Origin of the sequence: Acinetobacter chengduensis, assembly GCF_003664645.1 — a bacterium.
GTDB lineage: Bacteria > Pseudomonadota > Gammaproteobacteria > Pseudomonadales > Moraxellaceae > Acinetobacter > Acinetobacter chengduensis.
In genome coordinates this window covers 18496-38975 of record NZ_RCHC01000002.1, presented here as the reverse complement: position 1 = coordinate 38975, position 20480 = coordinate 18496, and the positions used below count along the sequence as shown (strand labels likewise).

The window sequence follows — 20480 nt, the reverse complement described above, 5'->3', positions numbered from 1 at the left end:
TCCCTGCCCTTACCACAACACAACTGCGGCAGTAACTAGCAAGTTAACTAACGCTAATGGCAAGCAAATTTTCCAGCCAAAGTTCATTACTTGGTCATAACGAGGACGCATTAAAGAGCCACGCGCTAAAACAAACATCATTACAAAGAATGCTGTTTTGATAATGAACCAGAATGCTGCTGGAACATACGGAATTTCAAGGTTGAATGGCGCTAACCAACCACCGAAGAATAAAGTTACGATTAAAGCAGAGATCAGTACGACGTTTACGTATTCCGCAACGAAGAACATACCCCATTTCATACCGCCATATTCGACGTGGTAACCTTCCGCCAATTCTTGTTCTGCTTCTGGTTGGTCAAATGGATGACGGTGAGTTACCGCAACACCCGCTACCACAAAGATTAAGAAACCTAAGAATTGAGGAACAACAAACCAAACATCTTTTTGCGCTTCAACAATTTCACGCATATTGAATGAACCAGCAATTGCCACTACACCCATCAACGAGATACCCAAGAACACTTCATAAGAAATGGTTTGAGCAGCAGAACGTAAACCGCCAAGTAATGCATATTTGTTGTTAGAAGACCAACCACCAAATAATACTGCGTATACCGCAATACCAGCCATTGCCATAAAGAACAAAAGGCCAATGCTCATGTCTGCAACACCTAAAGTAGGTGAAACAGGAATAACCATGAACGAAAGCACTGCAGTTGCCATTGCCACTGCTGGTGCTAAACGGAACGTCAGTTTGTCAGCAAATTTTGGTGTCCAGTCTTCCTTAAACATGATTTTAAGCATGTCGGCAACAATCTGGAACATCCCCCCCGGACCAACACGGTTCGGACCGTAACGGTCTTGCCAAAGCGCCAAAAGACGTCGTTCAATGAACGACATCAAGGCTGCAACAAGTACCACTACAAGCAAGATCACAATCGCTTGAACTACAGAGTAGGCAATCGGCCAATTCTCAGCCCAAAGTGGCGTTTGACGTATTAATTCTTGTTCCATGAATTACACTCCTACCGCGACTGAAACAGGCTCAGCAAGAGAAACCGTTGGTGCTAGACCAATTGGGTAACCAATATAACCTGTCGGTAAATATTCAATTACTTGTACTGGCAATACAATTTCTGTTTCGCCAGCTTTCACTGTAATTGTTTGACCGTCTTGAACATTTAAGCGAGTCGCATCTTGTTCACCTACAGCAAATACCGCTTCAGGAATACGTGTTTCCATCGCAGGTGTTTTCACTGTAAATTCGCCAGATGCAAAAATGTGATGCATTGGCACTAGGCGGAAGCTTTCGGCATTTGCAACAACCGTTGCTGGTGCAACGAAAGTACGTGCTGGACGTTTCGCTAAACGATCGAATAAACGAACGCCTGAATCACCACCTTTCAAGTGACCACCCACGTTGTCTTGGAATTTATTCCAAGCTTGTGGTGAGTTCCAACCTGCAGACCATGCAAACGGCACCAATGGTGATGGTGTTTGATTACCTACATAACCTTCCATAGAGAATGTTAATGCAGAATCTTGGTCTGTAGGCTGTTTAGGCTCATGAATCGAAAGTGGTGCGCGCATTGCTGTACGACCAGAGTAACGACGTGGTTCACGTGCAACTTTAAGACCATGTACACGGAAGCCCGCATCTGGTGCAACATCTTGAATTGCTTCAAGTGCAGGTACGTTTTTCGCAACTGACTCGATTACATCATCAAGTAATGTCCAAGAAATCGCTTTACCTTTCACACCAGTTTCAATGGCATGTAACCAGCGCCAAGATTCTTTAATCGCAAGCTCTGGTTTGTAGTAGCTTGGGTCATACACTTGGTAGAAACGTTGTGCACGGCCTTCTTGAGAAACAACAGTACCGTCACCTTCAGCAAAGCTTGCTGCAGAAAGTACGATATTTGCTTTCGCAACAGTGGCAGTTTCTGAGTGGTCAAGCACGATCACTTCTTTGCCAGCAAGAGCAGCATCAACTTGTGCAGCTGGTAAACGACGGTAAAGGTCATTTTCCACCACAACCACAGTATCAAAGTCTTGTGCAAATGCTTGCTCTAGGCTTTGGCCACCAAAGATCGCTAAGCCCATTGAGTTCACTTCTGGAACAGTCAATGTTAGACCTGCATGACCAAGGTTTTGTGCAACTTGTGCAGCCGCTTCCATGATTGATGCGTCTTGTAAGCTTGTACCTGAGATGATCAGTGGTTTTTTCGCTGCTTTTAAGGTATCAGCAATGGTTTGCGCAAATGCTTTCGCATCATCAGCAAGACCAGAAACTGTTTCGCCTTTTACAGCAGCCGCAACTGCAAAGCCTAAACGCGCGATGTCATTTGGAGATGCAACCACTTCGCCTTCAGCAATATCAGACAAACGTGTTTGTGTTGCAGCAAGAATGTAAATTGGAGATTTAGCATCTTGAGCAATACGTTGTACAGGTTCCGCCAACCAGTCTTGCGTACGGCGCTCTGCAGCCATCTCTTTGCCTTTATTTTTCGCAGCTTGGCGAACAGATAAAGCCATACGAGGCGCAGTTTGAGTAAGATCTTCACCCAAAATTAACACAGCATCATAGCTTTCAATTTCACGCATACCTGGGTTGTAAACACCCTCGGTTTGCATAATAGAAGCGGCTAATTCAACAAGGCTTTGCTCTTTTTGAGACATACCAGTTGAGTAGTTGTCTTGACCAACCAATTCGCGAAGCGCGAAGTTTGATTCAAGTGATGCACGTGGAGAGCCAATACCCAATACTTTTTTGCCTTGAACTTTAGCAATTACAGTATCAAGTGCTGTATCTACAGATACAGTTTCTACATTTGAACCATTACGGAACTGCGGTTGACGTGGACGATCAGCACGGTTCACATAACCTGTACCAAAACGGCCTTTGTCACATAGGAAGTATTGGTTAACTTCACCGTTAAAACGGTTTTCTACGCGACGTAATTCGCCATAACGTTCACCCGGAGAGATGTTACAACCAGAAGAACAGCCTTGGCATACGCTTGGCGCATACTGCATGTCCCATTTACGGTTATAGCGTTCTGAGTGAGTTTTATCTGTAAATACGCCTGTTGGACAAACTTCAGTCAAGTTACCAGAGAATTCAGACTCTAAAGTACCTGATTCTGGACGACCGAAGTAAACACGTGACGCATTGGCATACACACCAAAGTCTGTACCACCCGCATAATCTTTGTAGTAACGAACACAACGGTAGCATGCGATACAACGGTTCATTTCATGTGAAATGAATGAGCCTAGCTCTTGGTTGTAATGCGTACGTTTTGTGAAACGATAGCGACGACGATCGTGTTGCGTCATCACAGTCATATCTTGTAAATGACAGTGACCACCTTCTTCACACACTGGACAGTCGTGTGGGTGGTTCGTCATCAAGAATTCAACAATAGAAGCACGGAAATCTTTTGCTTCTTTATCTTCAACTGAGATGTAGGTATTGTCAGATGCAGGCGTCATGCAAGACATCACTAAACGACCACGGGTATCTTCCGGGTTCGCATATTGAGTCACAGCACATTGACGGCAAGAACCGACAGAACCTAAGGATGGGTGCCAACAAAAGTATGGGATGTCAATACCAAGACTCAAACATGCTTGTAGCAAGTTTTCCGAGCCGTTGACTTCATACGATTTTCCATCGACATGAATTGTAGCCATAGTCGAATTCCTTAAGCTTGTTCTACGTTGCTAACTTGAGCAGCAGCATTCACTACTTTTGCTTCAAATTCGCCACGGAAATGTTTGAGTGCGCCCATTAATGGTTCCATCGCACCTGGAGCGTGAGCACAGAAAGTTTTACCAATCCAAAGCTTACGCGTAAGCTCTTGTAAATGGTCAATATCTTCTTTCTTACCTGTGCCATCTTCCAATGCTTTAAGCGCTTTAACCGCCCAAGGTAAACCATCACGGCAAGGCGTACAGAAACCACATGACTCACGTGCAAAGAATTCTTCGAGGTTACGTGTCGCTGAAACCATACATTGAGTTTGGTCAACCACCATGAGCAAACATGTACCCAAGCGTGAACCAGCCTTCATGATGTTTTCTGCATCCATCGGTAGATCGATGTGTTCAGCAGCCAAGAAGTCAGTAGATGCACCACCTGGTAACCATGCTTTAAGCGTTAAGCCATCACGCATACCACCCGCATGATCTTCGATCACTTCACGTGCAGTTGTACCAAATGGAAGTTCCCATAAACCAGGGAATTTCACTTTACCTGAAGCACCATAAATTTTTGTGCCTGGATCTTTTGATTTACCTTGAGATAAACCAACATACCATTCAGGGCCACGAAGCATAATTGCAGGTAAGTTGTTGTAGGTCTCTACGTTGTTTACGATCGTAGGACGACCCCAAGCACCAGCAACTTGCGGGAATGGTGGCTTAGTACGTGGGTTGGCACGACGGCCTTCAAGCGAGTTAATCAATGCAGTTTCTTCACCACAGATATAACGGCCCGCACCTGTATGCACATGTAGATCAAAGCTCCAGCCTGTACCTAGGATGTTTTCACCCAAGTAACCTTTGGCACGAATCTGCTCTAATGCTTCATTTAGGTATTTCGCAGCTTCAATATACTCGCCACGAATAAAGATATAACCGTGAGTTGCTTCAAGCGTATAACCCGCAATCAACATCCCTTCGATCAATTGGTGAGGAAGATCTTCCATCAACAAACGGTCTTTAAACGTACCTGGTTCCATTTCATCGGCGTTACAGATGAGGTAACGAGGACCTGAGTTATCATTTGGTGCCATAAGCGACCATTTAATACCTGCTGGGAAACCCGCACCACCACGGCCTTTTACGGTCGCAGCTTTAATCACGTCAAGCACTTCTTTCGGTTGCATACCTAAAGCTTTCTTGAAGCCTGCATAGCCTTCAAGTGCTTCGTATTCGTCTGCAGCACGAACGTTCGCTTGCTTACTCAAACGCCAAGTTAGCGGATGAGTTTCTGGGTTACCGTCGCCATAAATTGGTTTTGGTTCAGTATTCATACATACTTCTCCAATAACTGTTTAATTGATGTCACTTCAACTAGTCCGTGAGTATCTTCATCAATCATCAACGTTGGACCCTTGTCACAGTTTCCTAAGCAGCAGATTGGAAGCAAAGTAAAACGGCCATCAGCAGTCGTTTGACCGAACTGAATACCCAATTCACGTTGAAAAGCTTCCGCTAAAGTTTCTGCACCCATCAAGAAACACGCAATTGAATCACATAATAAAATTACGTGACGGCCAACAGGTTGACGGTAAATACGGTTATAGAATGTTGCTACACCTTCAAGGTCAGCAAGTGTCATGCTCAGCAATTGAGCAATCGCATTCATTTGCGCATCATCTACCCAGCCATTACGACGTTGAACGCATTTTAATGCATCCAAACATGCTGCGCGCGGGTACGGATAATGCTCAATGTGGTGTTGAATATCGTGAATTTCGTCCGCAGTCAAAATCCCTTCAACATTCACACGTGGCTTTTTATCAGTCAAAATCATCATAATGCGTTACCCCTTAGCGATCCACGTCAGCCATTACGACGTCAATTGTCGCTAAATAAATGATTAAGTCAGATACAAGACTGCCGTTAATCACAGAAGGCATTTGCTGTAAATGCGTGAAGGTTGGTGTACGAATACGTGTACGGTAACTCATCGTCGACTTATCAGACGTGATGTAGTAATTCGACGCACCTTTCACCACTTCTGCCATCACAGATGCTTCACCAGCAGGCATTACAGGACCCCAAGATACGCTCAAGAAGTGCGTAATCAGTGTCTCAATATCTTGTAATGTCTTATCTTTCGGTGGTGGAACAGCCAGTGGATGGTCTGCTTTATACGCACCAGAAGGCATGTTGTCTAAGCATTGTTTGATGATTTTCAGTGATTCTTCGATTTCACGGAAGTGAACAAGAACACGTGCATACGCATCGCCTTCATACTCAAGTGGAACATCGAAGTCGTAGTTTTCATAGCCACTGTATGGACGGTACTTACGTACGTCAAAATCGATACCTGTAGCACGTAAACCTGTACCTGTTACGCCCCATGCCAATGCAGATTTTGCATCATACTGAGCAACGTTACGGGTACGACCGATGAATACTGAGTTTTTCAGCGCAGCGGTGTAGTACTCTTTCAAACGACCAGGCATCCAATCCAAGATTTCACGGATAAGTTTATCCCAACCATTTGGTAAGTCATGCGCAGTACCGCCAATACGGAACCATGCTGGGTGCATACGGTAGCCTGTAATCGCTTCGATTGCGTCATAGATTTTTTGACGATCGGCGAACATATAGAATACAGGAGTCATACCGCCGGCATCCTGAATTGCAGTACCAATAAACAATAAGTGGTTATTAATACGGAACAATTCAGACATCATGACACGGATACATTGCGCACGGTCAGGTACAGTAATACCCGCCATTTGCTCCACACCCATCACATAAGGCATGTTTTGTGCACAACCACCTAAGTAGTCAACACGGTCTGTATACGGAATAAATGAGTGCCAAGTTTGACGCTCAGCCATCTTCTCTACACCGCGGTGGTGGTAGCCGATGTCTGGTACGCAGTCTTTAACTTCTTCACCGTCTAACTGCAAAATCACACGGAATGCACCATGCGCAGATGGATGGTTAGGACCCAAGTTCAAGAACATGAAGTCTTCGTCAGCATTACCGCGTTTTAGACCCCAATCTTCAGGTACAAAACGTAGGTGTTCTTGCTCGAAATCTTGCTTCGCTTGGTTCTGCATATACGGTGTATATTCAGTTGCACGCGCAGAATATTCTTTACGAAGTGGATGACCTTCCCAGTAGGTTGGCAACAAAATACGACGGAGCATTGGGTGCCCTTCGAAATTGATACCAAACATGTCGTAGGCTTCACGTTCATACCAGTTCGCATTCGGCCAAATGTTGGTTGCGGTTTGGATATTTAGATCCGATTCGCTTAACGCAACTTTAATACGAATGTCACTGTTACGCTCTAGCGATAACAAGTGATAGAACACAGTGAAATCAGACGCAGGTAAACCGTCGCGGTGCGTACGTAAACGTTCATCTACCGCAGACAAGTCAAACAGCATCACGTAAGGGCGTGACACTGTACGCAAGAACATTAATACGTCTTGTACACGTGCGCGCTCAACCCAGACTGTTGGAAAGTCTTCGAAAGTCGTTTGCACATAGAAGTTCTCACCAAATTTGGCTTTGAGCTCTTCTACAATTGCAAATGCTGGGCGTGAATCAACAGGCGTTGATTCTGGCATAGCAATTTCAGTTTCAGCCATTAGCTTGGCTTCCTATTTAATACAAATTCAGTCAACCTAAACGACAATTACACCCATATAGGGTGCATCAAACAGATGTCGTTTAAATTATTTAATTTCATCCATCGAGCGCAGGTTTTTCACAGCAATACGCTGTGCTTGTTTGCGATCACGTTCTGGCTGCATCTTTGGCTTATACACTGGCTTAAGATCATCACCAATTACCGCAGACAATGGGCGACGCTCGAGTTGAATTTGGTCTTGCAATAACATTAATGCTTGAATTAACGCTTCAGGACGTGGTGGGCAACCCGGAATGTACACATCCACAGGAATAATTTTATCCACACCTTGTACAACTGAATAGATGTCGTACATACCACCTGAGTTTGCACATGCACCCATAGAAATCACCCATTTAGGCTCAAGCATTTGTTCATACAAACGTTGAATTACAGGGGCCATTTTCATGAAACATGTACCAGCAACAATCATCACATCGGCCTGACGCGGTGAAGCACGAATTACTTCGGCACCAAAACGTGACAAGTCATGCACGCCTGTTAAGGTCGTTGCATACTCTACGTAGCAGCATGATGTACCAAAGTTAAACGGCCAAACTGAGTTCTTACGACCCCAGTTTACTGCTGTATGCATCAAGTCCTCTAAACGAGTCATGAATACATTTTTATTCACTTCTTCTTCAAGCGGATCTGTAACGATTTGACGCTCTTGAAGTGGATATTGATCAGCATCCGGATTCGCACGGGTTAATGTATATTTCATCCCGTCTTACTCCTTATCAGATGACGCAGCCGCTGATTTTTTCACACGGCCAGAAGATTGAGCTGGAATTTGACCAGTAGGGTCAATAACCAATTCTTCAATTGAGTTAAAGCGGGTAATTTCAGCAAGGTCCATCGTTGGCGAACCAATTTTAGGTTTAATCCCTGCTGCTTTACGTTTGTCTGATGGTGACCAATTCAGCGCACCAGTAGAGAATTCGTAAATCAAACCAACGAGTAAAACTAAAATAAATACGGCAGCAGCTGCAAAACCAATCCAGCCCACTTCACGCACTGATACAGCCCATGCATAAAGATAGAGTGCTTCTAAATCGAAAACGACAAAGAAAATAGCCACTAAATAGAATTTTGCAGACAAGCGGATACGAGCACCGCCTGCACCAACAACACCTGACTCAAACTGCTCTTGCTTAGCACGGCCCCACGATTTACCCCCTAGGAGTAACGGGACAGTGAGCATAAAGGCGCATAGAAACGTAACGCCGATCACGAAGGCAATGATTGCCCATTCGTATGGAGTAATGGCACTCATGCGGGGATAACTCCTGGCAGGCCTAATTTATTAACAAAGAATGTATGTATTGGCCTTCAAATACACCAAACACAAAATTAATCCCGCCAATTGTACCTGATTTCTGATTTCACTTGCTAGTTCATAAGCCTTAGTCTTTTGGATGATTTTTTGGACATTTTTAGCTTTAAACTAAGGTCTGGCCGTATTTACACCCCAATTAGCGCTTACATAAATATTTTTCCAAGTGATGATTATTTTTATAAATTTTCATCATTCTGGCTTTTCAGCATGGCTGAAATATCAATAATTCATTAAAATATCAAGCTACGATCTAAGAAAAAATTTAAAACAAATAATTAATTATTTTTTTAATTATATTTTCACAATGCGATAATTCATTCAATTCAAAACCACAACTCCAACCCTAAATTACTTGTGATTCCATTTATTTTTCCATTAATTCCAAGGCCAAATTACAACTTATAAGCCGATGCTTTTCACAATATCATTCCCTTTCAAACATCCGCATTTGTATTTTTTTGCAACAAATTCGAACCAGCTATCTGCTTTTAAAAAAATTTATGCTATTCCTATTGAAAACAACTCAAATACAACCTGATGGAGCAAAAAATGACTTTAGAATTTACGCATAAACCTAACTATTTTATGTTTGCCCAGCTTATTGTTCGCCATATTGAAAATTATATTGAAAAGCACCCCGATGCGAATAATGCGATTTTTGATTTGCGTGATATCTATGAATTGTTCCGCCAAGACAAAGCTTCTGCAACCACCAATCTCGATGGTATTTTAAATATTGCTGATGAATATAAAGTAGAAACACTCAACGGTGATGAAAAGCTGATTAGTCGTTATTCTATTGATACTCAAAACAATTCATTACTCATCGACTTTAACAGCAGTGCATTAGATAGCCTCAAAAATGGCAAAACGATTATTCCACCCGATGCAACAGTCTATGAATAAAAACTAACGCTTCTAAATAAAGCCCCATAAAAAAGCCATTCTTGAAAGAATGGCTTTTTAAGAAGATCAAAATTTTAAAACTCTAAGCTTTAAGCAAATCGGTTTGAGTCATTATGACTCGGTACCGTCTCCACCACTTCGCTCAACAGGCTTTGTACGCTTAAATCGGTTCGCAGGCCATGTCATCGTAAAGCGTGCGCCACCCAAACGTGGGCTCTCATCTATGGTGACTTGACCGCCAAACCAGTAAGCAATACGACTCACAATGGAAAGACCTAAACCATATCCACCCGAAGCACGAGTACGACTATCATCCAAACGTGCAAAGGCTTCAAAAATACGGGTACGCTCCTCTTCTGGAATACCCGGACCATCATCTTCTACACATACGTATGCGTTACCAAAACCATCTAAACCACCGCTCACCACCACACGGTGATCACAATACCGCACAGCATTGCCCATCAAGTTTTGCACTACACGATGCAAATAGCGTCGCTCTGCATCCACTTCTACGTGCAATGGTGGTGCTTGTAGCTCAAGTATTTTTCCAGTTTTTAAGGCTTCTGTTTCTATCACCACCTGATCGAGTAGCTCAAACAATGGGACCTTTTCAAATTCTAAAGAAGGCATGCCTTGTTCTAGTTTTGCATAGGTCATGATTTCATCAATTAAGGTATTGAGTGCCTCAATATCTTTATCAATCATTTCGACCTGCTGTAAGCGGTACTCATAGTCATCTTCATCGGCCAACATTTCCATGGCAAAGCGAATACGAGCAACTGGCGTACGCAGCTCATGTGAAACTGCGCGCATCAACTCACGCTGTGCTTCAATCAAGCGCTCAATATGATCAGACATATTGTTATAGCTAGATGCCAAGGAACCCATTTCATCTGCACTATCTACAGGTAAACGCACTGTCATATCGCCTGTTTTCATTTTATTTAAGGCAAAATTAACCGCACGTAGCTTGCGTTGCATAGGCACCAACAAGCCATATACCCCAAGGCTTAATACAAATAAGCTTAATAAGGTAATACCCGCCGCCAATTGGAAAGGCATCCAATTAAATAATGGCACAGGCCCCATCACCAAGACTTCAGAGGTTGAACTTGGAATAGGAGAAACAATAGAGATGGTTGTACCACGCACAGAAGCACTGTCACGATACAAAATAATACTGTGATCTAAACGAAGGCGCCCAATTTGCTCTGAATCTAGAGGCAAATCTTGCACATTTTGAATTTCAATTGGATAAGAAAAATAATGCTGAATTTTTTCTAAATACTTCTTCTCTTGCCCAGGATAGTAGACCAAATAATCCAGCACAAATACCGGCAATGCTTTCATTTGCCGTTCTGTAATTTTGTCTGCCTTAATATACAGCAAGTGTTCAGGATCATCCTGCAAGCCCATAATAATATAAGCCACAGTTGTCTGAGCATCCCAACGTACAACAGCTTTACGCTTTTCTAAGCGCTTGGCTTCTGCACGAGTTAAATCAACTTTTTCGGCTTTCACATAATAAATAGGCAATTCCAGCAAAGCGGATGCGTCTGAAATCCAATCCATTTTTTGTTGTGGATTATTCTGACGCGCTACCCCTTCACTGATGATATATGCCATGCCATCCGTTAAAGTCTCGCGATATTCTTGCGCACGCTGATAATTAATGATCTGTACCAGTAAATAACTGAACAGCGCCACCAGCACCACAAGTATGACTAAACCTGTGTATATGCGCAAAAAGATACTATGTTTTAACACTTAGGGTGTCCTACAGCTCAAACTGGCGAGACGGCATCGCTTAAATGCCGTTAGTTTCTTTAACAAAAAGATAACCTTTACTACGAACCGTTTTAATTCGTTTTGGATTTTCTGGATCATCACCAATTTTTGGACGAATACGAGAAATACGTACGTCGATTGAACGATCTTGACCATCGTATTCAATACCACGTAGACGCTCAAAGATATCTTCACGCGACAAGATACGCCCTGCATTTGATGCCAACAACCATAAAAGGTCATATTCCGCACTGGTAAAATCAACAAGTTCATTGTTTAAAGTCACCGAACGACCACCGTTGTCAATCACAAGATCATCAAATTCAATGCGCTGTGCCACTTCTTCTTCTGGCGCTTTATCTGTACGACGTAACAATGCGCGAATACGTGCAAGCAATACACGTGGTTGTACAGGTTTTGCCACGTAGTCATCTGCACCCATTTCTAGACCCAATACTTGGTCCATATCTTCAGTACGTGCAGTCAACATTAAGATAGGTTGATGATAATGCGGGCGTACTTCACGGCAAATGGTTAAACCATCAGCACCTGGAAGCATAACATCAAGCACCACAAGATCTGGTTGTTCAGCAATGATACGACGAATCGCACGATTACCGTCTGGCTCCACCCCGACTTCCAATCCATTACGGATTAAATATTCTTGCGTTAAACGTGCAAGACGCTCGTCATCTTCAACAATTAAAATTTTTGGTAACTTTTCTTCTTGGCTCATGTGGGGCCCCTTATAGTAGTGCTTAGGTATCCTTTTGAAATCCAATAGATACCGCTCAATATAATTTGCAATATACACACGTTTACATTGTAAACAAGGGGTCGTTCACCAAACTGATACATCAATGCTACTTTTGATTAAAACTTATAGAGACTTTGAATTCCTTATCTTTTTTCTTTAAAGCCCCACTAATCTCTACAGCTTATTTAAAAATTAAGCGATGAAATGAATATCGATTTGCAACATTTTTATACATCTGATGACTCTGTGTTCAAATAAGTTTTCGTGCATTTTTACTTATCCACAAGGTTATCTATAAGCACTTAATCTCAGCTTTGTTATGCTAGTGCCTTGTCTAATAAGGCATATACAAGAATCATAAAAAAAAGGGATTTTTTTTCGACCGCATTAAGCCAAAACTGATCGAAACATTTAGGTAAATGTCAATATTGATCTACCCAAATTTTTCCCGTATCTTGTGTCCAATTCACTTTTAAACCACTAAGTCTTGTGTTTATTCCTCAAACACTGTGGCATATTTTTTGCCCAGTTCAAACGGCCATGAACATAACAATAGATGATAATGGAGCTATGCTGACATGAGCGTAATTACTTCAACCCCAGGCCAAATTCAGGTGATCAAACGCACCGGAGATGTGGCTGCTTTTGATGCAGAAAAAATTTCTGTAGCAATTGGGAAAGCGTTCTTGGCTGTTGAGGGTCAACAAAGTACTGACTCTAGCCGTATCCACGACCGTATTTCTCAACTTACCGAGATGGTATTAAATACGTTCAATCGCCGTTTGCCTTCTGGTGGCACGATCCACATTGAAGAAATCCAAGACCAAGTTGAACTTGCGCTAATGCGTACTGGCGAGCAAAAAGTTGCACGCGCATACGTCATTTACCGTGATCAACGTGCGGAAGCTCGTAAATCGACAGCTGCGCATCATCACCCTACACTACAAATCACAGGTGCGAATGGCCAGCTTCAACCTTTAGATTTGAGCGCTTTAGAAGCCAATGTTGTAAAAGCCGCTGAAGGCTTAGAAGGCATTGATGTTAAAGCGATCGTTGAAGAAACAATTAAAAACCTATACAACGGCGTAAAAGAGTCAGACATCTCGACAACGATGATGATGGCGACACGTACACGTATTGAACAAGAACCAAACTATACATACGTGACTGCGCGCTTATTGCGTAATGAGCTTGTTGCAACTGGTTTAGAGTTTTTAGGTTTAGATGTAGAAACTGCTGAAGGTGAAGCACTTGAAACTTTCTTAAAGAAAGGTATCGAGCTTGATTTACTTTCTCCTGAACTTCTTAATTTTGACCTCGCAAAATTGGCAGCAGCAATCAAGCCAGAGCGCTCAAACCAATTTACCTATTTAGGTCTACAAACTTTATTTGACCGTTACTTCATCCATTCAGACGGCGTACGTTTCGAATTACCACAGCTATTCTTCATGCGTGTTTCTATGGGTCTTTCACTCAATGAAGCAAACCGTGAAGAACGTGCGATCGAATTCTATGACCTATTGTCTAGCTTCGACTATATGGCATCTACGCCTACCCTATTTAACTCAGGTACGCTTCGTCCACAGTTATCTAGTTGCTACTTAACAACTATTGATGATGACCTGTACGACATTTATGGCGCAATGCGTGATAACGCAATGTTGTCTAAATGGGCAGGCGGTTTAGGTAACGACTGGACACCAGTTCGTGCGCTTAACTCATACATCAAAGGTACAAACGGTAAATCACAAGGTGTTGTACCGTTCCTTAAAGTTGCCAACGATACTGCTGTTGCGGTAAACCAAGGTGGTAAACGTAAAGGTGCCGTATGTGCATACCTTGAAACTTGGCACTTGGACATTGAAGAATTCCTAGAGCTTCGTAAGAACACAGGTGATGACCGTCGTCGTACGCATGACATGAACACTGCAAACTGGGTTCCTGACCTATTTATGCAACGTGTATTTGAAGATGCTGAGTGGACACTGTTCACGCCATCTGAAACACCTGATTTGCATGACTTAACAGGCGCTGAATTTGCTGAACGCTATGCATACTATGAAGGCATTGCGAAAGAAACAAATATGTTGCACAAGAAAATCCGTGCAAAAGATTTGTGGCGCAAAATGCTGTCTATGTTGTTTGAAACTGGTCATCCTTGGATCACATTCAAAGATGTATGTAACTTACGTTCACCACAACAACACGTTGGTGTAGTTCACTCTTCTAACTTATGTACAGAAATCACGCTGAACACAAGCAAAGACGAAATTGCGGTATGTAACTTAGGTTCGATTAACCTTGTACAACACGTTCAAGGTGGTGTGTTAGACCGTGAAAAACTTGCGCGCACAGTAAAAACTGCAGTTCGCATGTTAGACAATGTGATTGACATCAACTACTACGCTGTTCCTCAAGCACGTAATTCAAACTTGAAACACCGTCCAGTAGGTATGGGCATCATGGGCTTCCAAGATGCACTTTACGAAATGAAATTGGCCTATGGTTCAGAAGCTGCTGTTGAGTTTGCTGACGAATCAATGGAAGTGATTTCTTACTACGCAATTGCAACATCAAGCGATCTTGCTGTTGAACGTGGTACGTATGAAACATTTAAAGGTTCATTATGGGATCAAGGTATTTTACCAATTGACTCGCTTGACCTTGTTGCGAAATCACGTCCTGACCGTATGTTTGAAGTAGATCGTACGACTCGTTTGGACTGGGATACTTTACGTACTAAAGTTCAAAAAGATGGTATGCGCAACTCAAACGTCATGGCGATTGCACCAACTGCAACCATTTCGAACATTTGTGGCGTTTCACAATCAATCGAGCCAACATTCCAAAACTTATATGTGAAATCTAACCTTTCTGGTGAATTCACTGTAATCAACCCGTACCTAGTACGTGCGTTGAAAGACCGTGGTCTTTGGGATTCTGTAATGGTGAACGACCTGAAACATTTTGAAGGTTCTGTTCAAAAGATTTCTCGTATTCCTGAAGAGCTTAAAGCGATCTTCGCGACTGCGTTTGAAGTTGAGCCACGTTGGATTGTTGATGCTGCATCACGCCGTCAAAAATGGATTGATCAAGCACAGTCTCTTAACCTTTACATCGCTGGTGCAAACGGTAAGAAACTCGACATGACTTACAAAATGGCATGGTTACGTGGTCTTAAGACAACTTATTACCTCCGTGCATTGGGTGCGACTTCTGCTGAGAAATCTACCATTAATACTGGCGCATTAAATGCAGTGAAACCTGCAACTGTAGCAGCTCCTGTTGCAACAGTAACAGCGCCTGAAACAAAACCAGAAGTTCCTGCTGAGGAAGATGGTTTTGCCAATGCAGCACCAGTGCCACAAGCATGTTCAATTGACAATCCTGATTGTGAGGCTTGTCAATAAGTAATCCTCCCCGACCCTCCTTTTTAAAAGGCGGGAGATTCCTCGAAGCAAATGACGGGATGTTAGTCCCCCTTTGCAAAAGGGGGATTTAGGGGGGATTAAAAAATTTAAGCAATAAAAAAGCCCTCTACAGGCCGATCAAAACTCGTAGAAGGCTTTTAATCTCGATGTGATACCAAGATGGTCACAAAGAGGCTGGCATCGGAAAATGCGTGAACGAATTGTATCACCGATTCAAGAAGCGAGCCAGTACGAGTCATCTTGATTTTGTATTAATGAGGTACTGAGTCATGGCTAATAAAGCTGCTCGTAGTGCTATCACAGGTCAATATGTAACTTTGGAATATGCTAAAAAGCATCCAAAAACTACTGTTGTTGAAACTGTGAAGTCAGTTAAATCATCTAAAAAATGATTTTAATTTGATTCTTAGTCTCATCTAAGAATCAGCAATATAAACAAAAGGACACCACCATGCCACACATGACTCATAACTATCAGTTAGGGCTTATTGCCTTGGTAGTGTCCTTTATTGTTTGTTTTTATGTACCCCTGACCTATGCATGGGTCAAGATTCGCGCACAACAGCGTAATCAAAATAAGTCGTGAGGATATTTGTTCTAACGAATGGTTTTAGAACAACAATCGGCAAAACTTAATTTTGCTTACACAAATTAAGCGTATAGTAGGACATCTTCGTATGTGAGATGTCTTCATAAAAGATATAAGCAACGAAGAGAGAATTGATATGTCTATCCTAAGTTGGGACGATTTCGAAGATGATGAACCGAAACAAGCTGCACCAGCACAGCAGCCTGCGCCCGTCGAACCGCAAAAAGCGGCTGATTCGCAAGTGGTATCTCATGCACAGCAACCACAGACGAATTTGGCAACTGCACAATCCGCTGGAACCTCTTCAACCCGAGGAGCAACAGCACATTCAACCAATTCCTTGGAAAGAGCATCTGCTGCCCTAAGTAATTTAGATGTCGCACCAGGCTTAGAAGAGTTGGAAATGGGTGCGCAACGTGTACAAGTTGACGACAAAGCGATGATTAACTGTCGTGCTGACTTGAACCAGCTTGTGCCATTCAAATACGAATGGGCTTGGCAAAAATATCTAGACGGTTGTGCAAACCACTGGATGCCTCAAGAAGTAAACATGACTGCGGATATCGCGTTATGGAAGTCTGAAAATGGCTTAACTGAAGATGAGCGTACGATTGTAATGCGTTCACTTGGTTTCTTCTCGACTGCGGATTCATTGGTTGCAAATAACTTGGTATTGGCAATTTACCGTCACATTACCAACCCTGAATGCCGTCAGTACATTTTACGTCAATCGTTTGAAGAAGCGATTCACACACATGCTTACCAATACTGTATCGAATCTTTGGGTATGGATGAAGGCGAAGTCTTCAACATGTACCGCGAAGTTCCTTCTGTAGCACGTAAAGCAGCGTGGGGCTTAAAATATACTCAACAGTTAAGTGACCCTACTTTCCAAACAGGTACAGCTGAAACTGACCAAATCTTGCTTCGCAACTTGATCGCATTCTACTGTGTACTTGAAGGTATCTTCTTCTACTGTGGTTTCAGCCAAATTTTGTCTATGGGTCGTCGTAACAAAATGAACGGTGTTGCTGAGCAATTCCAATACATTTTACGTGATGAATCTATGCACTTGAACTTTGGTATCGACATGATTAACCAAATCAAGATTGAGAACCCTCACCTTTGGACTGCTGAATTCCAAGAAGAAGTGGTTCAAATGATTCTTGAAGGCACAATGCTTGAAATAGAATATGCACGTGACACGATGCCACGTGGCGTATTGGGTATGAATGCCAGCATGATGGAAGAATATTTGAAATTCATTTGTAACCGTCGTTTAAGTCAGCTTGGCTTGCCTGAGCAATTTGCTGGTGTGAATAACCCATTCCAGTGGATGTCAGAAATGATGGACTTACGTAAAGAGAAGAACTTCTTCGAAACTCGCGTAACTGACTATCAAACTGGTGGCGCACTGAGCTGGTAAATATTTTACCCACTAAAATGACAAATCAGTTGTTAAAAAAAACCGCCATTATTGGCGGTTTTTTTAAATATACAGCACTAAAACAATTATTCTTTAGGAAATCAAATTCCTCTATAAAAACATTAATAAAAATGAATTAACTCAAAATCATCCGAAAATTAAGTTTGGAAAAAACTTTGTAATAAAAAGAATGAACCATGCTATTGAAAATAGCTAAATATTATTTACCTTACTTTTCAAGCAAATATAATCTTAAAAAAGATAATACCGTTCATAATTTAATTTTCGTTACTCTCTGATCTACCAAATATTGTTGTGCAATAAATCGTTCTTCATTTTCTTTCGGCTGAATCAGAACCCATTGATCATTGGCTCTCAATTCCCATGCACGCGTATTATCCTGTAAATAGTTGAGCAAGCCATCTTGAATAATTCGCTTTTTAATTTTTTTATTCTCAATTGGAAAACAGCTTTCTACACGTGAAAATAAATTTCGCCCCATCCAATCTGCGCTGGCACAATATAGCTTTTCTTCTCCATTATGATGGAAATAATAAACTCGAGTGTGCTCTAAATAGCGTCCAACGATCGAGCGGACCGTAATATTTTCAGACAGACCTTCAACCTGTGGTCGTAAGCAGCAAATTGAGCGAATAATCAAATCCACTTTAACACCTGCTTGAGAGGCTCTATATAAAGCTGAAATGAGTTGTGGCTCTGTTAAGGCATTCACCTTAATAATAATCCGCGCGGTTTGACCCAAAAGAGCAAACTGAGTTTCTTGCTCAATATAATTCAGGAGTTGGTCATGCAAGGTGAATGGCGCATGGAATAGTTTTTTTAATTTTGCCATACGCCCCATGCCAGTCAGTTCTTGGAAAATTTTATGCACATCTTCCGCAATATCATTATCTGTGGTCAGTAGGCCATAATCTGTATACATTTTGGCATTACCAGCATGATAGTTCCCTGTACCTAAATGCACATAACGACGTAGATTCTCACCTTCACGTCGCACAATGAGAATCATTTTGGCATGGGTTTTATAACCCACAATACCATAGACGACAACCGCACCAGCTTCTTGTAAAAGGTTGGCCACAATAATATTAGACTCTTCATCAAAACGTGCACGAAGCTCAATGATCGCGGTAACTTCCTTACCATTACGAGCCGCTTCAACCAATGCTTGGACAATTTCAGAATCAGGGCCACTACGATATAAGGTCTGTTTAATGGCTAAAACATTGGGATCCTTCGCCGCTTCACGCAGTAAACTAATGACAGGTTGGAAAGAATCAAAAGGATGATGCAAAAGTACATCTTCATTCTTTAAAACATCAAAAATTTGGTTTTGATGACGCAATACTTTTGGAATAATCGGATGAAATGGCTTAAAGCGTAATACATCAATATCGAAATTACTTGGGAAACGTGTGAGATTAACAGGACCCCTAACGCGATATAACTCTTGCTGAGTTAGATTAAACTGCTCAAGCAAATAGTGATTCAAATTTTCAGGGCAGTTATGATCAATTTCCAATCTTACTGCACGACCAAAGCGGCGCGATGAAAGCTCATCCTTTAGAGCAATTGCCAAATCATCGACATCCGCTGCCAAGGTTAAATCAGCATTTCGTGTTACTCGGAACTGATAGAAACCTGTTGCCGTCATACCAGGGAATAAATCATTGACATAATGTTGAATGATAGCCGAGAGCAATATGTAATGTTGCTCACCAGCCGGGCACAATTCGTCAGGTAAACGCACCACACGTGGTAGCGAACGTGGCGCAGGAACAATCGCCAAATCGATATGTCTACCAAAGGCATCTTTTCCTTCAATCGATACAATAAAGTTCAGGCTTTTATTGACCAAACGTGGAAATGGATGAGCAGGATCTAGACTAATTGGTGTAACAACTGGCTGAATTTGCTTAAAGAAATACTCTTTAATCCAATCTTTATGTCTCTCTAAGATGTCATTAAATTGAATAAAACGAATCCCATAATTTTGTAGTTCGGGCAATAAAATTTGATTCAGTATTTTGTATTGCTCTTCAACTGCTTGATGGGCTTTATTTGAAATTTCTTGCAAAATTAATTCATTGGGAATGCTGTCAGGTGCTGTGGTATCCAGCTTAAGATCAAGCTGTTTCATTAAGCCAGCTACACGGATCTCAAAAAACTCATCTAAATTACTAGAAAAAATTTTTAAAAAGTTAAGCCTTTCCAATAGCGGATGATCACTATCATTTGCTTGAGCCAACACACGCTTATGAAATTCTAATAAAGAAAGCTCGCGATTTATATAAGTTTTAGAGTTGTGCGTATTTTTTATTTGGTTAGACATGATAATGAGTCATTTTTAAAGCAAGCCAGTGACATCCATATTAGAAATCAATTGTGACAGAAAAGTTACAGCAAGGTTGTTATTTAAACTCTGCGTTAAAATTAAATATTTGTATATAAATATTTTTTAGCCTTTATATTTAAATTTTCACTATACCAAAGACCTATAATACGACTAAACAAGTTGTAAAAATCTAAAATTACAACTTTGTGGCTACTACTCAATTTGCTCGTTATATGTGATTAAGATGAATAAGCAATTGAAATAATATTGATTTTAGCAAGATGACACTTGATGTGTAGCAAATACCTATTACTATCAAGTAGTTTGACCATTACGACCAAGTATATTCGTATCTAATCGTTGGTTTTTAGCAATTTTGATTGCTTTTACTTGATTTGAAGTTATTCGGTTTACTTTTTTATCCTCAACTCCACTCATGCTAATAGCTATGGAAATAATCCGCATCCGACGACAGTTAACAAATAAAAAAATCCC

At 41.7% G+C, this 20480-nt stretch carries 15 protein-coding genes; 5 read left to right on the top strand and 10 right to left on the bottom strand.

Translation table 11 applies throughout. The annotated features are described in order from the left end of the window. Positions 1-9: 9 nt before the first annotated feature. The 7 genes from nuoH to ndhC all read right to left on the bottom strand — a co-directional run bounded on the left by nuoH (position 10) and on the right by ndhC (position 8666). On the bottom strand, positions 10-1017 hold the full coding sequence (gene nuoH, locus D9K81_RS01790; protein ID WP_120373933.1) for an NADH-quinone oxidoreductase subunit NuoH: 1008 nt from the start codon (positions 1015-1017) through the stop codon (positions 10-12). 3 nt (positions 1018-1020) lie between these two features. After that, the gene (nuoG, locus tag D9K81_RS01785) at positions 1021-3699 is read right to left on the bottom strand and encodes an NADH-quinone oxidoreductase subunit NuoG (RefSeq protein WP_120373934.1); all 2679 of its coding nucleotides are present in this window, start codon (positions 3697-3699) and stop codon (positions 1021-1023) included. An 11-nt stretch (positions 3700-3710) separates the two neighbouring features. Next, positions 3711-5042 carry an NADH-quinone oxidoreductase subunit NuoF gene (gene nuoF, locus D9K81_RS01780; RefSeq protein WP_120373935.1) on the bottom strand — a complete coding sequence of 444 codons (1332 nt, stop codon included), beginning with the start codon at positions 5040-5042 and terminating at the stop codon, positions 3711-3713. Next, the gene (nuoE, locus tag D9K81_RS01775) at positions 5039-5548 is read right to left on the bottom strand and encodes an NADH-quinone oxidoreductase subunit NuoE (protein ID WP_106985483.1); all 510 of its coding nucleotides are present in this window, start codon (positions 5546-5548) and stop codon (positions 5039-5041) included. The genes nuoF and nuoE overlap by 4 nt, the downstream gene beginning before the upstream one ends. Positions 5549-5561: 13 nt before the next feature. Further along, positions 5562-7349, bottom strand: coding sequence for an NADH-quinone oxidoreductase subunit C/D (gene nuoC, locus D9K81_RS01770; RefSeq protein WP_106985482.1), 1788 nt, complete (start codon positions 7347-7349; stop codon positions 5562-5564). 87 nt (positions 7350-7436) lie between these two features. Further along, positions 7437-8114: a NuoB/complex I 20 kDa subunit family protein gene (locus tag D9K81_RS01765; protein WP_086212662.1), complete on the bottom strand. Its 678-nt coding sequence runs from the start codon at positions 8112-8114 to the stop codon at positions 7437-7439. Positions 8115-8120: 6 nt separating this feature from the next. Then, on the bottom strand, positions 8121-8666 hold the full coding sequence (ndhC, locus tag D9K81_RS01760; RefSeq protein WP_120373936.1) for an NADH-quinone oxidoreductase subunit A: 546 nt from the start codon (positions 8664-8666) through the stop codon (positions 8121-8123). Between the two features lie 612 nt (positions 8667-9278). On the opposite strand from ndhC, the gene D9K81_RS01755 reads away from it, so the two are divergent. Beyond that, positions 9279-9635: a hypothetical protein gene (locus tag D9K81_RS01755; RefSeq protein WP_120373937.1), complete on the top strand. Its 357-nt coding sequence runs from the start codon at positions 9279-9281 to the stop codon at positions 9633-9635. Positions 9636-9746: 111 nt separating this feature from the next. On the opposite strand, the gene bfmS is transcribed toward D9K81_RS01755, so the two are convergent. Both bfmS and bfmR read right to left on the bottom strand, forming a co-directional pair. After that, entirely contained in the window at positions 9747-11405 is a 1659-nt protein-coding gene (gene bfmS / locus D9K81_RS01750) for a sensor histidine kinase BfmS (protein ID WP_120373938.1), read from the bottom strand. Between the two features lie 40 nt (positions 11406-11445). Continuing rightward, positions 11446-12162 carry a response regulator transcription factor BfmR gene (gene bfmR, locus D9K81_RS01745; protein WP_106985478.1) on the bottom strand — a complete coding sequence of 239 codons (717 nt, stop codon included), beginning with the start codon at positions 12160-12162 and terminating at the stop codon, positions 11446-11448. Positions 12163-12761: 599 nt separating this feature from the next. On the opposite strand from bfmR, the gene D9K81_RS01740 reads away from it, so the two are divergent. The 4 genes from D9K81_RS01740 to D9K81_RS01735 all read left to right on the top strand — a co-directional run bounded on the left by D9K81_RS01740 (position 12762) and on the right by D9K81_RS01735 (position 17629). Further along, positions 12762-15593 (top strand): ribonucleoside-diphosphate reductase subunit alpha, encoded by a 2832-nt coding sequence (locus tag D9K81_RS01740; protein ID WP_120373939.1) that lies wholly within the window; start codon positions 12762-12764, stop codon positions 15591-15593. Positions 15594-15883: 290 nt separating this feature from the next. After that, complete coding sequence (locus D9K81_RS18755; protein WP_265091320.1) at positions 15884-16006, top strand: hypothetical protein; 123 nt, start codon at positions 15884-15886, stop codon at positions 16004-16006. Between the two features lie 59 nt (positions 16007-16065). Beyond that, positions 16066-16200 (top strand): hypothetical protein, encoded by a 135-nt coding sequence (locus D9K81_RS18750; RefSeq protein ID WP_265091321.1) that lies wholly within the window; start codon positions 16066-16068, stop codon positions 16198-16200. Between the two features lie 139 nt (positions 16201-16339). Next, positions 16340-17629: a ribonucleotide-diphosphate reductase subunit beta gene (locus D9K81_RS01735; RefSeq protein ID WP_120373940.1), complete on the top strand. Its 1290-nt coding sequence runs from the start codon at positions 16340-16342 to the stop codon at positions 17627-17629. Between the two features lie 271 nt (positions 17630-17900). On the opposite strand, the gene ppk1 is transcribed toward D9K81_RS01735, so the two are convergent. Next, the gene (gene ppk1 / locus D9K81_RS01730) at positions 17901-19982 is read right to left on the bottom strand and encodes a polyphosphate kinase 1 (RefSeq protein WP_120373941.1); all 2082 of its coding nucleotides are present in this window, start codon (positions 19980-19982) and stop codon (positions 17901-17903) included. Between the last annotated feature and the right edge of the window lie 498 nt (positions 19983-20480).

Coding starts and splice junctions, on each gene's coding strand:
- nuoH (WP_120373933.1), bottom strand. CDS start 1,017: ATGGAACAAGAATTAATACGTCAAACGCCACTTTGGGCTGAGAATTGG.
- nuoG (WP_120373934.1), bottom strand. CDS start 3,699: ATGGCTACAATTCATGTCGATGGAAAATCGTATGAAGTCAACGGCTCG.
- nuoF (WP_120373935.1), bottom strand. CDS start 5,042: ATGAATACTGAACCAAAACCAATTTATGGCGACGGTAACCCAGAAACT.
- nuoE (WP_106985483.1), bottom strand. CDS start 5,548: ATGATGATTTTGACTGATAAAAAGCCACGTGTGAATGTTGAAGGGATT.
- nuoC (WP_106985482.1), bottom strand. CDS start 7,349: ATGGCTGAAACTGAAATTGCTATGCCAGAATCAACGCCTGTTGATTCA.
- D9K81_RS01765 (WP_086212662.1), bottom strand. CDS start 8,114: ATGAAATATACATTAACCCGTGCGAATCCGGATGCTGATCAATATCCA.
- ndhC (WP_120373936.1), bottom strand. CDS start 8,666: ATGAGTGCCATTACTCCATACGAATGGGCAATCATTGCCTTCGTGATC.
- D9K81_RS01755 (WP_120373937.1), top strand. CDS start 9,279: ATGACTTTAGAATTTACGCATAAACCTAACTATTTTATGTTTGCCCAG.
- bfmR (WP_106985478.1), bottom strand. CDS start 12,162: ATGAGCCAAGAAGAAAAGTTACCAAAAATTTTAATTGTTGAAGATGAC.
- D9K81_RS01740 (WP_120373939.1), top strand. CDS start 12,762: ATGAGCGTAATTACTTCAACCCCAGGCCAAATTCAGGTGATCAAACGC.
- D9K81_RS18755 (WP_265091320.1), top strand. CDS start 15,884: ATGGCTAATAAAGCTGCTCGTAGTGCTATCACAGGTCAATATGTAACT.
- D9K81_RS18750 (WP_265091321.1), top strand. CDS start 16,066: ATGCCACACATGACTCATAACTATCAGTTAGGGCTTATTGCCTTGGTA.
- D9K81_RS01735 (WP_120373940.1), top strand. CDS start 16,340: ATGTCTATCCTAAGTTGGGACGATTTCGAAGATGATGAACCGAAACAA.
- ppk1 (WP_120373941.1), bottom strand. CDS start 19,982: ATGTCTAACCAAATAAAAAATACGCACAACTCTAAAACTTATATAAAT.